Below are 11863 nucleotides of genomic sequence, written 5' to 3'. Positions count from 1 at the left end.
GGCCCACTACGACCTGGGTAGAGCGCTTGTAGCACTCGATCGCTCGCGCGAGGCGGCGGCACACTTCGACCTCGCGGCACGTAACGAGCCCTCGCACGAGGTGGCAAGGTTTCATCGAAGACTTGTCGAGGCGCCGGATCGTATTCGTTCGGACGACGAAACGATTCCTCGTCACGCGTTGTGCCTGGTCAAGGCGGGCCGCGATGGCCGCGACATCTACTTCGCCGGCAGTCGTTTCCTGAGCGTGCCGCGGGGAATTGGGCCTCTGTTATTCAATGCTCGTCGACAGCGGCTCTTCCTGCTGAAACCACGGCTGGCCGCGCGGTTGTTCAATCGATTACGCCCCTTCCTGTCAGCCCGCCTTTTGAGGAATATCGACGCTTGGCCGCAAGGTGGCGTGTTGGGGGCCGTCTACTTCAGGCGTGAAACCCCCTCTGGATTGCGAGCGGCGGCGTCAATTTCCGAACTGCTGGAGCCGGTCGGCCGGACAGGCTGCGGCGAATAGCCTCCCGGTGTCTCATGGGCAGGCAAGCCGGCTTGCATCGGGTTTGCGGAGACGGTAAAAGGCCAGTCCTGCCGGTAACATCCTGCGAAAGTGACCCTGCCCTTCATGCTTCCGCGCGCGCGCGATCTTAGACTCGGTCTCAGCGATATCTTCGAGGCTACGCTGAATTGGCGACTGTGGACCGCGCTCGGTTGGCACGACGTGCGTCAACGTTACCGCCGCTCCACGATCGGGCCCTTCTGGCTCACCTTGACCATGGGAATCAACATCACCGCGATCGGCCTTCTGTGGAGCTTGATCTTCAACATATCGACGCACGATTTCGTGCCACATCTTTGTCTTGGCTTCATGACCTGGTACTTGATCACGGGAATGATCAATGAGGGTGCGATGGCGTTCATTGCATCCGCGGGGCTCATTCGGCAAATCCGTCAGCCGATCTTTCTTTATATGCTCTGGACGATCTGGCGAAATCTCATCGTTTTCGGGCACAATTTCGTCGTCTACGTGGTGGTGGTCGCGATTTACCAGGTGCCTGTCAACGTCAATACAGCCCTCGTCCTCGTTACCTTTCCACTCGCCATGCTCAGCATCACATGGGTGCCCTGCGTCGTCGGCATGATCTCGACGCGTTACCGTGACATTCCCCAAATTGTCATAAGTGTGCTAAACATATTGTTTTATGTCACGCCTATCATCTGGCGGCGCGATCAACTTGGCGATCGCCAGTTGATCGCCGATCTCAATCCGCTTACGCACGTCGTCGAGATGATCAGCGCCCCACTCACCGGAAAGCTGCCGACGCTTTTGAATTGGGAATGCACATTCGCTCTCATTCTGTTCGGCTGGGGCTTTACCGTTCTGTTTTTCTCGCGCTTCCGCGCCCGCGTGCCCTACTGGTTGTAGGAGGCGAAGGATGGCTCGACTCCGGCTCGAAAATGTTGCCGTCAGTTTCCCGATCTACGACGTGAAGCAGCGCTCACTGCGCAAGGACCTGCTGCGGCTGACGGTCGGGGGCCGCATCAGCGGCGATCGGGGCAAGCATGTCCAGATCAACGCGCTTGAAGACGTAAACCTCGAGTTCCATGACGGCGACCGGGTGGGGCTTGTCGGACACAACGGTGCCGGAAAGTCGACACTGCTTCGGGTACTTGCCGGGATATACGAGCCGGTGCTCGGCCTAATCCATGTCGAGGGCCGCCGCGTGCCTCTTTTCGACGTCATGGTGGGATTGGATATGGAAGCGACCGGCTTCGAAAACATTCGCCTGCGGGGCAAGTTGCTCGGCTTGCGTGAACGTCAGATCGCGGCCCTTGTCGAGGACATTACGGCCTTCTCCGATTTGGGCAATTATCTATACATGCCGCTCCGCACCTATTCCTCGGGCATGATGGTGCGCCTGGGATTTGCAATCTCAACCAGTGTCCATCCGGATATTCTCTTGATGGATGAAATGATCGGTGCAGGCGACGCCGCGTTTTTCCAGCGCGCCCAAGAACGGCTCAATGCCTTCATGACCCGGGCCAGCATCCTCGTCGTGGCATCCCACGCCAACGACGTCATTCGAAAGTGGTGCAACAAGGCGATCGTCCTGCATCACGGCCGGGTGCGCGCAATCGGGCCGGTCGAACAGATGATCAGCCAATATGAGGCCCTAAGCGCACCTCAATGAGGCTGGTGCGGCTTTGAATCCGAAATTCGCCCCCGGTCTCGCCCCCAAATGTCGTGAATTTCGGATTCGCCACACCAGAGCGGTGCCGCGGGTCAGGGGAGGAATCTCGACTCATGCACAAGGCGCCGATTGAGATGCAGCAGAATTCCAAACGCGTCGTACGGGACGAGCCGGTCGGTCGTCCCCTCCGAGAAGAGTTCTGAAACGCTAAAGAGACGCATCTCCTGACCTTCATGAAGGGTGAGGTGCTGCAGCTCGCTCGTGTGAATCGGGACCTCGAAGAAAAATCGCCGACGGCATCCCGCATCCTGCAAATCGAAAACGATTTGCGAATAGTAGCGAATTTCCGTCGGTGCCAACTCCAGCTCCTCCTTGAGCTCACGCCGGAGCGTGGACTCGGGCGATTCTCCCGCATCGACCGCGCCGCCGAAGAGCCCCCAGAAACCAGGAAACCATATGCCCTCGATACGGTCGCGCAACTGCATGAGATATCGGCCATCCTCGGTCGTGAGTATCGCTGCCGCACCCTGACCGGTAATGCGCTCGGCCGTGATCGTTTCGATGTTGATCATCCTGAGATTCCGCCGTTGAAAGGCGTGGATGCCCGGGTCAAGCCCGCGCTTGGCGAAAAAAGGATGCGCGGGTGTCTCTTATCCCCGTCATGGCCGGGCTTGGCCCGGCCATCCACGCGCACACTAGCCGACCGATTGTGCGAAAACATCGGCGGCGCGAGCAAGCGATTCGGGCGTGCCGATGTCGATGAAGGCTCCGCCGCTCACGAATGCCGCGAGCGATCCCGCCGGCATCCTGGCAAATACGTCGCGCTCGATGGATTTCGCTTCACCCGCCGCGATCTCGTCGAGGAGCGACCCCGAAAGGCAATAGACGCCTGCATTGATCAACGCAGTACCGTGGTATGAGGGATCCTTTTCGATGAATTCTTCAATGCGCCCGGTTGCGTTCACGAGAATGCGGCCATATCGCCCGGCATCGGCGACCTCAGCACAGAGAAGAGTGCCAACAGAACTGGCGGTGCCGTGATGCTCGACGAGCGCGCAAAGGTTCGCAGCGGTAAAACTATCGCCGTTCATCACGATGACAGGATCGGTTGTGAGCCTTGCGCGCGCAAAACGCACCGCACCCGCCGTCCCCAGGGGGGCCGGTTCCACCACGGTCTCGATCGTGATGCCTTCGAACCGCGTCGATGCGAGGTAGCTTCCGACGGCCTCGGACCGATGCCCGAGACCCAGCACGATGCGCGCGGCACCGAATTGGTGGAGCCAATCGAGAAGTATGGCGAGATACGGCCTGCCGGCGATGGGTGCGAGAACCTTTGGCGTGTCGCCCAGCACCGATTGGATGCGCGTGCCGAGACCGCCTGCGAGGACAAGCACATCGAGCGACGCCAAGCAATCTCGTCTGGGGAAGTGCTGCGCGCTACTCACGCCGCCGGTTGCTCGGCGCGGCGGGTGCTGGCACCGGCCTCCCACTCCTCGACAATCCGGCGTCGAAGCTTCTGCCGGGCCATATCCTCGATATGCGTGCGCGTATCCCAGCCGAACTTCTGGGTCATCATGTCCAAATAGCGCTTGTTCGCGAAGTATCTGTGAAACGCCTCGTCGCGGAATTTGAGCACCTCGGCCGCGGCCAGCTTCTCAGTCGGGAGCGGCAGGCAATCGTAGCTATGTTGGGAAAAGCCTGTCCATCGCTCCGGTAGCGCCCAGCCCTGCTCGACGGCCATGCGATAGAGCTGGGAGCCGGGGTAGGCCATGGCCGAATAGAAGTTCGCAAATTCGCAATTGAGTTCGACAGCCAGTTCGAGCGTTTCCCGCATGGTCTCGAGATCGTCGTCGGGCAGCCCGAAGATGAAATTGCCGATAACGTTGATGCCCGCCTCTTGAATCTGGCGCACGATCCCGACGATCTCGGCTTGGGAGAAGGATTTCTCGGCTCCGTCACGGACATGCTCGCTGCCCGACTCGATGCCGAGTGCCAACCACCGCACACCTGCCTTTCTCAGTTTCTCGAGCATGTGCGGTTTGACCGTGTCGACACGGGCATAGGCCCAGATATTCAGATCGTAGTCTCGCGCGATAAGCTCGTCGCAAACGGCGAGGACGTGCCGCTCGTTCAAGACGAACATCTCGTCGATGATCTTATAGGTCTTGATCCCGAAGTTGTTGTGGAGGTGGTCTATCTCGGCGGCGACCGCCTTCGGGCTGCGCATACGATAGCGATTGGCGCCGAACGGCGCGTTGATGCAACAGAAGGTGCATTTATAGGGGCAGCCGAGCGAAGTGTAGATCGACGCGTAGGGCTGTCGGGACGCAAGATCGCCGAAGCATTGCCAGTTGTGCGCCCGGTACCTCGCCATCGGCAAGAGATCCCACACGTTCCCGTGCAGGTCCTTGTCGAGATCCCGGATGAGCGGAGCTGAAAGGTTATTCCGAATTTCGTCTCCACTCCAATGCACGAGACCCTGGACTTTGGAAAAATCGTGCGGTTCGGGCCCGCGCAAGACCGCAAGAAGCTCCTCGACCGTGACCGGCCCTTCGCCGTTGCAGGCAAAATCCACCGCTTCCTCGCGAAGCGTGCGCTCTGGCAACGCGGCGACGTGGCCGCCCACGATGATGATCTTCTGACCCGGTGCGACACCTTTGATCGCACGGCAGACGGGACCCGCGGCAGCCATTTGCTGGGTCGATGCTGAAGGCTGATGGCCGAATACAACCATGCCCACAAGACGGGGCCGCCGAGCCTGGACCTTGGCCGCAACGGTCTCGGGTCCCAAGCCTTCCGCATCCGCGTCGATGATCTCGACGGAATATTCTCGGTCTCGGACATATCCTGCGATAAGGCGGCACCACAATGGCGGCTCGACCGCCGTTAGATCGTCGCCGAGCTTCTGATATATTTCTTGCCGGCCGCTCGGGTTGATCAGCAAAAGGTCGAGATCGAAGTTCGTCATCAGGTTCGCAATCCTAGCTGGTTGTCAGGCCAATGTCTCACCCACGCGGGTGGCTCGATCCGCCATCAGAGCCTTTTGGAGCCGGACAGGGGACAGCCCCGGCCCTTGGGTCGTGGGTATAGCGTTCCAGGGGCCAAGCCGCCAGAGCAAAAGGATAATGTGTTCTTGATTTGGACCCAAGCCGGGATCGACCCGCGGAGCGCCGAGACGTTAGATCGGCCCCCGCGGCAATGTTATGCGGGTATTGCCCAGTAGGCTGTGAGCGGCACTATTACGCCGTCAGGGCGTATCCGGGTCCTTGTGGACGCGGCTCCAGGCTTTTGCAATGGCGGCATAGCCGAGCTGGCTGAGCAATCGGCAAATGATTTCATCCGCTGCGTCTTCCGCATTCGCAACATTTGGCATGGCGGCGAGGCGGCTCAACCACTCGTGGGCGGTCCGCCAATCGATGGAATCCTCCTCGCAACCGATTGGGGATGAATGGTGCGCAGAGCGGGTCATTTCACGGGTCATCGAGCCGGGCCACCGATCGGCGAGCTTTCGCGCGCTATCGCGCATTAGGCAGCGAACTTACCGATGAGGGTTTGACGTTTGGTAAAGAGGCGGAACTTGGCCAATCGAGGCAGGCGCGGGTCGTCCGGGAATGCGGCCCGGCTCCGCACCCTTTCCATCGACAAGTCGGCGCGGTTGCGATATTTGCATCCACCTTCCTTACCTTTCGAGCACTTCTATGGATTTCGGTTATTTCACGCTCAGCGACAATCACTATCCCAACAATCCGAGGACGGCCGAACGCTTCATCCTCGATATCCGCGACCAGGCAATCTATGCGGATCAGCTCGGCATGCATTCGGTTTGGATCGGGGAGCATCACTTCGACTCGCTCGGGGTCAATTCTCGACCCGGCACCCTCCTCGCGAGCATCGTCCCGCTTACCAAGCGCGTGCGTTTGGCGCCCGCCGTTTCGGTCCTTCCGCTCCACCACGCGCTCCATGTCGCCGAAGAATGGGCGACGCTCGACTTGATCAGCGGCGGACGCGTCGATTTCGCAGCCGGCCGAGGCTATGACAGGCGCGAGTACGAGCCCTTCGGCGCCAATTTCATGGAGTCGATCGAGATCTTCACGGAAGGGGTCGAGGTCCTGCTCAAAGCGTGGAACGAGCCGGGACATTGGTCCTACAAGGGCAAATATTACGACATTAAAGACATGGCGATCACGCCGCGGCCGGTTCAGAACCCCATTCCGTTCTTTATCGCCTGCTTCTCGCGCTCGAGCATGGAAATCGCCGCGAAGAAGGGCCTCAACATCATCTTCGCACCGTTTGCCGCGGCGATGACCTTCGGCGATCTTGCGATGGCGGTCGAAGCCTATCGCGCGGCGTGCGCAAAGCATGGCACGGCGCCGAAGAAGGCCATGTGCAGTTATTTCATCCACATCGCGGACACGCCGGCCGAGGAAGACTATGGCCGTGAGACATTGATGAGCTATTTCAGGCATTGCGTTCTGCCGGCCTTCCCGAAGGACCCATCGAAGGCACCGCCCACGATGCAGTACTTCATGAGAATCGTCGAAATTCTCGACGGCATGCGCAAGGAAGCGCTGGGGGACAAATCGATCCTGCTCGGTCCGCCCGCGAAGATCGTTGAAACGCTAAAAAACGTCGAGGCGGCGGGGATCGAGGAGGTCATTCTTTATTTCAACGTGGGCAACAAGCCCCACGGCCTCGTCAAGGACCAAATGGCGAAGTTCGTCGAAACCGTGTTACCCGCATTCCGGTAATCGCACGCCGATGTTCGGTCTCGCTAAGCCGCCCGAAAGCCGTTTGCCGGTCCCTGGAGGTCAGGTACTATCGCGCGCCATGGCCAATGAAAAAATTCCGGGAGGCTCGATATGAGAAAGCGATTGATTGCGGCGATTTCGGCATTCTCCGTCCTTGCCGCACCCGCATTGGCCGCCGATAAGGTCAAGATCGGATATATCACGACCCTGTCCGGCCCGGCCGGCATCATCGGCAAACATATGAAGGACGCTGCCGATTTGGCGCTCGATATGCTCGGCGGCAAGGTCGGCGGCCTACCCGCCGAAATCATATATGGCGACGATCAGTTCAAACCGGATGTCGGCCGCGAAGTCGCGGAAGAGATGCTCAAAAAGGACAACGTCGATTTCATTACGGGCATCATCTGGTCGAATGTCCTGCTCGCGCTCTATCAGCCGGTCATCAAATCCGGGACCATCCTGATCAGCGCCAATGCCGGCCCCCACGAGGTCGCGGGCGAAATGTGCGCGCCGAATTTCTTCTCGACCTCCTGGCAGAACGACGAGACGCCGGAGGCGATGGGCAAGTTCATGAACGACGAGAAGATGTCAGACATTTACCTGATGGCGCCGAATTACGCCGCGGGCAAGGACATGCTCGCGGGCTTCAAGCGCTACTACAAGGGCACGATCGTCGACGAGGTCTACACCAAGATGGGTCAGGCCGACTACCAGGCGGAAATCAGCCAGATAAGTGCTGCCAAGCCGAAGGCGGTCTTCGTCTTTTATCCTGGCGGCATGGGCATTCAGTTCATCAAACAGTACGCCCAATCGGGTCTGCGCGATAAGATTCCGCTCTATTCCGTTTTCACGGCGGACGAGACGACGCTGCCGGCCCTGGGTGAAGCCGCGGCGGGAAATTACGAAGCCGGATTTTGGACGCCCGATCTGAAGAATGAGCGCAGTCAGGAATTTGTCGCGGCATTCCGGAAAAAATACAACTATTACCCGTCATATTACGCTGCACAAAGCTTCGACGCGATTTTCCTGATCGATAGTGCCGTGAAGGCCGTGAAGGGCGACCTATCGGACAAGAAAGGAATGATCGCGGCGATGGAGAAGGCCGATTTTCCGTCGGTCCGGGGGCCGTTCAAATACAATACCAATCACATACCGATCGAAAATTTCTATCTCTTCAAGATCGGGAAGGACCCAGACGGAAACCTCGTCCGTAAGATTGAAAGCGTGGTCTTCACCGATCATAAGGACTCCTATTACCAAGAGTGCAAGATGCCGTAAGGGGCGCGCACCAAAGTTCGATGTCGAATGCTATCGAATTGCGGAGCGCTTGTTGCGGTTCCCGCTCTCCCAAATGGGGAGTGGTTGGCTGGGGGCGAGCGTGGCTGCGCCGATCTCACCCGGTGCGAGGCGAGGGGTGGGGAACCGACATCACCGCTTCGCGCTATCTTCTGTTGATTTGGATATGCAATCCTCCGCCTCGTGTCGCACTTTCGCGGGCGGCCAGGGTTTGCGTGCGGCGTGCCGGCAAGGGTGGGCAGACACACAATAAACCGCGGTAAGGAACTCGATTCGCGAATGCACCCGCTTCTTGTCCTCGAACAGGCGCTCAATGGCCTACAGATCGGCGTCATGCTGTTTCTGATGGCGGCCGGACTCACGCTCGTGTTCGGGATCATGAATCTGATCAACTTGGCCCATGGCTCGCTCTATATGATTGGGGCCTATTTGTGCGCGTGGGTATTTCAGACGACGGGGTCGTTTGTGCTTGCGGTGGGTGCTGCCCTTTTCGGCGCCCTCATCGTTGGGGTCGCTATCGAGGTCGCGGTATTTCGTGCACTCTACGGCCGCGATCATCTCGATCAGCTTCTCGCCACGTTCGGGCTGATCCTCTTTTTCAATGAAATGGTTCGAATCCTCTGGGGGCCAACGGCGCTTTACGCGGCAGTGCCGGGTTTTCTCGCGGGTCAGGTCGAAATCCTTCCAGGCGCTCCCTATCCGGCCTATCGCCTGGCAATCATCGCCGTCGGCCTCCTTGTCGCTTTTTTCCTCTATTATCTCGTGAGCCACACGCGCGTTGGCATGCTCATCCGGGCCGGTGCTTCCAACCGGGCGATGGTCGCAGCACTCGGCATTAACATCAGGCTGCTTTACACCCTTGTCTTCGCTCTCGGTGCGTCGCTCGCCGCACTTTCGGGCCTGATGGCGGGGCCGATCTTCACGGTCGAATCGGGAATGGGCGATGGGGTCTTGATTCTCGCGTTCGTCGTCATTGTCATTGGCGGAATCGGTTCGATTCGAGGGGCGCTCGTCGCATCCATTCTCGTCGGCGTGGTCGACACCTTGGGGCGCGCATTTCTGCGCCCACTCCTTGCGACAGTGCTCTCAACTGCCACCGCGGCCAATGCCGGGCCGGCGCTTGCATCAATGCTCATCTATATTTTGATGGCGACTGTGCTCTTCTTCCGGCCCCAGGGCCTTTTTCCGCCACGTGGACGGTAATAAATGAAACTCGCTCGCAGAACGACCGCGACCGTGATTGGGCTTGTCCTGCTCGCCGCCATTCCCCTGGCCTCAGCTTTTTTCGGCCAACCCTTCTATGTCGATCTCTTCACACGCATCATGATCTTCGCGATTGCGGCTCTCAGCCTCGACCTCATCCTCGGTTACGGCGGGATGGTGAGCTTTGGCCATGCGACCTACCTCGGCATCGGCGCCTATTCGGTCGGCATTTTGAGCTTTTATGGCATTAACGATGGGTTCGTGCAATTTGGCCTTGCAATTGGCGCGTCCGCCTTGGTGGCGTTCCTGATAGGCGCCATCTCGTTACGAACGAGCGGGGTCTATTTCATCATGATCACCCTCGCATTTAGCCAAATGATTTATTTCCTCAGCGTCAGCGTGAATACCTATGGCGGCGACGACGGCTTGAACATCCGAATGCACAGCGGTTTTGCAAAGCTCATCGATCTCGACGACCCGGTCACGCTCTATTTCCTTGTCTTGGCTATCCTGACGCTGTTCCTCCTCATCGGCTACCGCATTGTCGAGTCCCGTTTCGGCATGGTGATTCGGGGCGCCAAGTCGAATGCTCGGCGCATGGCGGCGATCGGTTTCCCGACCTTTCGCTATCAACTCACTGCGTTCGTGATCTCGGGGGCGATGTGCGGTGTCGCGGGTGCGCTGCTGGCGAATCTCACGCTCTTCGTCTCCCCTTCGATCATGCATTGGACGCGGTCCGGCGAAATCATGGTGATGGTCATCCTTGGGGGGATGGGTTCACTGCTCGGCCCCGTGCTCGGCGCCGTCGCATATTTGGTTCTCGAGCATGGACTCTCGAGCGCGACCGCGCATTGGCAGGCAGTTTTGGGACCTATTCTCCTGTTCGTCGTATTGTTCGCCAAGCGCGGCATCATTGGACTTGCCGCAGGTGCGCGAATGGAGACAGGCCATGGGTGAACCGCTTCTCGCCGTGGCCGGCCTCACCAAGCGTTTCGGCGGACTCTTGGCGACCGACCAAGTCTCTCTTTCGATTCCGGAAGGAGAACTTCACGCCATCATCGGGCCGAATGGTGCCGGAAAGACGACCGTCATCGCGCAACTCGCCGGTGAGATCAGGCCGGACTCGGGTGCGATACGATTTTCGGGCGAGGATATCGTGTCGCTTCCTGCCTTCGTGCGTTCAGCCCGAGGGCTGGCGCGCTCGTTCCAGATCACGAGTGTCTTTCGTGAATTTACAGCACTCGAAAACATCGCCCTGGCTGTCCAGGCACACGCCGGGCATAGCTTCCGTTTTTGGCGCCCGGCGCGAATCGATCGGGCACTTCTCGGCCCCGCGAGCGAGATCCTCGAGCGTGTAGGTCTCGCGGCCCGGGCTGGAGACCCGGCGGCCATTCTTTCCCATGGCGAGAAGCGGGCGCTCGAAATCGCCATGGCGCTTGCGACCGGGCCGCGCTTGCTGCTGCTCGACGAGCCGATGGCGGGCATGGGGCCGGAGGACTCGGCACAAATGGTGCGCCTGCTTGCAAAGCTCAAACGCGATCTGACGATTGTGCTCATCGAGCATGACATGGACGCCGTCTTCGCACTTGCGGACTGCGTCACCGTCCTCGTCTACGGCCGCGTCATCGCAACAGGCAAGCCCGACGCCATTCGCGCCAACCACGACGTTCGTCAAGCCTATCTTGGCGCCGATGAGGTGGGGTGATGCTCAAGGTCGTGTCCCTTGCATCGAGTTACGGCGAGAGTCAGGTTCTTTTCGGCGTTTCCTTCGATGTACATGACGGTGAAGTCGTGACGTTGCTCGGCCGCAACGGGATGGGCAAGACGACGACGATCGCGTCGGTCATGGGCCTGATGCGACTCAAGGGCGGTGAGATTTTTTTCGACGGTAAGCCAATTCACGGATTGCCGGCGTTTCGTGCAGCGCGGTTTGGCCTCGGCCTCGTGCCCGAGGGGCGTCAGATATTTCCCAATCTGACGGTGCGCGAGAACCTTGTGGCGACGGCGGCAAATCGGACCGGCAGGCCGGAGCCGTGGACGCTCGACGCTGTCCTCGAACTCTTTCCCCCGCTCCGTACCCGACTGGGAAGCATGGGCGTTCTGCTTTCCGGCGGTGAGCAGCAAATGCTTGCAATCGGACGCGCGCTAATGACGAACCCGCGGCTCCTCATCCTCGATGAGGCGACGGAGGGCCTTGCCCCGCTCGTTCGCACCGAAATATGGCGCGTCCTCACGCGGCTCAAATCTGCGGGCCAATCGATTCTGATCATCGACAAGAATGTGGATGCACTCACTCGCATGGCAGATCGCCACTACATCCTGGAGAAGGGACGCGTGGTCTGGTCGGGTGCGAGCGATGACCTGCGCAACGCCATCGAGCTTCAGCATCGTTATCTCGGCGTATGAAGGGCTCCAACTCATGAGCATGAGGGTCGACAT

13 protein-coding genes are annotated in these 11863 nt (G+C 59.4%); 9 read left to right on the top strand and 4 right to left on the bottom strand.

The genetic code is table 11. The features are described 5' to 3' along the window. The 3 genes from VEJ16_06105 to VEJ16_06095 form a co-directional block, all read left to right on the top strand. The coding region (locus VEJ16_06105) for a hypothetical protein (GenBank protein ID HYB09222.1) at positions 1-505 on the top strand (505 nt) is incomplete at its 5' end. 90 nt (positions 506-595) lie between these two features. Next, positions 596-1411 carry an ABC transporter permease gene (locus VEJ16_06100; GenBank protein ID HYB09221.1) on the top strand — a complete coding sequence of 272 codons (816 nt, stop codon included), beginning with the start codon at positions 596-598 and terminating at the stop codon, positions 1409-1411. Positions 1412-1421: 10 nt separating this feature from the next. Beyond that, positions 1422-2177 carry an ABC transporter ATP-binding protein gene (locus VEJ16_06095; GenBank protein HYB09220.1) on the top strand — a complete coding sequence of 252 codons (756 nt, stop codon included), beginning with the start codon at positions 1422-1424 and terminating at the stop codon, positions 2175-2177. A 92-nt stretch (positions 2178-2269) separates the two neighbouring features. Here VEJ16_06095 and VEJ16_06090 read toward each other — a convergent pair whose 3' ends face one another. The 4 genes from VEJ16_06090 to VEJ16_06075 all read right to left on the bottom strand — a co-directional run bounded on the left by VEJ16_06090 (position 2270) and on the right by VEJ16_06075 (position 5646). Continuing rightward, complete coding sequence (locus VEJ16_06090) at positions 2270-2749, bottom strand: NUDIX domain-containing protein (GenBank protein ID HYB09219.1); 480 nt, start codon at positions 2747-2749, stop codon at positions 2270-2272. Between the two features lie 123 nt (positions 2750-2872). Beyond that, complete coding sequence (locus VEJ16_06085) at positions 2873-3586, bottom strand: nucleotidyltransferase family protein (GenBank protein ID HYB09218.1); 714 nt, start codon at positions 3584-3586, stop codon at positions 2873-2875. Positions 3587-3618: 32 nt separating this feature from the next. Beyond that, a complete protein-coding gene (locus VEJ16_06080) occupies positions 3619-5145 on the bottom strand; it encodes a radical SAM protein (protein HYB09217.1) in 1527 nt (508 codons plus the stop codon). 279 nt (positions 5146-5424) lie between these two features. Continuing rightward, positions 5425-5646 carry a hypothetical protein gene (locus tag VEJ16_06075; protein HYB09216.1) on the bottom strand — a complete coding sequence of 74 codons (222 nt, stop codon included), beginning with the start codon at positions 5644-5646 and terminating at the stop codon, positions 5425-5427. Positions 5647-5875: 229 nt separating this feature from the next. On the opposite strand from VEJ16_06075, the gene VEJ16_06070 reads away from it, so the two are divergent. From VEJ16_06070 to VEJ16_06045, 6 genes are all read left to right on the top strand, one after another. Beyond that, positions 5876-6925: an LLM class flavin-dependent oxidoreductase gene (locus VEJ16_06070; protein HYB09215.1), complete on the top strand. Its 1050-nt coding sequence runs from the start codon at positions 5876-5878 to the stop codon at positions 6923-6925. A 111-nt stretch (positions 6926-7036) separates the two neighbouring features. Then, entirely contained in the window at positions 7037-8203 is a 1167-nt protein-coding gene (locus tag VEJ16_06065) for an ABC transporter substrate-binding protein (protein ID HYB09214.1), read from the top strand. 297 nt (positions 8204-8500) lie between these two features. Next, a complete protein-coding gene (locus VEJ16_06060; GenBank protein HYB09213.1) occupies positions 8501-9424 on the top strand; it encodes a branched-chain amino acid ABC transporter permease in 924 nt (307 codons plus the stop codon). A 3-nt stretch (positions 9425-9427) separates the two neighbouring features. After that, the gene (locus tag VEJ16_06055; GenBank protein ID HYB09212.1) at positions 9428-10381 is read left to right on the top strand and encodes a branched-chain amino acid ABC transporter permease; all 954 of its coding nucleotides are present in this window, start codon (positions 9428-9430) and stop codon (positions 10379-10381) included. Continuing rightward, positions 10374-11129 (top strand): ABC transporter ATP-binding protein, encoded by a 756-nt coding sequence (locus tag VEJ16_06050; GenBank protein ID HYB09211.1) that lies wholly within the window; start codon positions 10374-10376, stop codon positions 11127-11129. Before VEJ16_06055 ends, VEJ16_06050 begins: the two co-directional genes overlap by 8 nt. Continuing rightward, complete coding sequence (locus tag VEJ16_06045; GenBank protein ID HYB09210.1) at positions 11129-11830, top strand: ABC transporter ATP-binding protein; 702 nt, start codon at positions 11129-11131, stop codon at positions 11828-11830. Before VEJ16_06050 ends, VEJ16_06045 begins: the two co-directional genes overlap by 1 nt. Positions 11831-11863 lie beyond the last annotated feature (33 nt).

The organism is Alphaproteobacteria bacterium (assembly GCA_035625915.1).
Lineage (GTDB): Bacteria > Pseudomonadota > Alphaproteobacteria > JACZXZ01 > JACZXZ01 > DATDHA01.
This window is presented reverse-complemented; position numbering and strand designations above follow the sequence as displayed.

Excerpts from the sequence above, each read along its gene's own strand:
- VEJ16_06095 (HYB09220.1), top strand. The coding sequence starts at position 1,422 with ATGGCTCGACTCCGGCTCGAAAATGTTGCCGTCAGTTTCCCGATCTAC.
- VEJ16_06090 (HYB09219.1), bottom strand. The coding sequence starts at position 2,749 with ATGATCAACATCGAAACGATCACGGCCGAGCGCATTACCGGTCAGGGT.
- VEJ16_06080 (HYB09217.1), bottom strand. The coding sequence starts at position 5,145 with ATGACGAACTTCGATCTCGACCTTTTGCTGATCAACCCGAGCGGCCGG.
- VEJ16_06075 (HYB09216.1), bottom strand. The coding sequence starts at position 5,646 with ATGACCCGCTCTGCGCACCATTCATCCCCAATCGGTTGCGAGGAGGAT.
- VEJ16_06070 (HYB09215.1), top strand. The coding sequence starts at position 5,876 with ATGGATTTCGGTTATTTCACGCTCAGCGACAATCACTATCCCAACAAT.
- VEJ16_06065 (HYB09214.1), top strand. The coding sequence starts at position 7,037 with ATGAGAAAGCGATTGATTGCGGCGATTTCGGCATTCTCCGTCCTTGCC.
- VEJ16_06060 (HYB09213.1), top strand. The coding sequence starts at position 8,501 with ATGCACCCGCTTCTTGTCCTCGAACAGGCGCTCAATGGCCTACAGATC.
- VEJ16_06055 (HYB09212.1), top strand. The coding sequence starts at position 9,428 with ATGAAACTCGCTCGCAGAACGACCGCGACCGTGATTGGGCTTGTCCTG.
- VEJ16_06050 (HYB09211.1), top strand. The coding sequence starts at position 10,374 with ATGGGTGAACCGCTTCTCGCCGTGGCCGGCCTCACCAAGCGTTTCGGC.
- VEJ16_06045 (HYB09210.1), top strand. The coding sequence starts at position 11,129 with ATGCTCAAGGTCGTGTCCCTTGCATCGAGTTACGGCGAGAGTCAGGTT.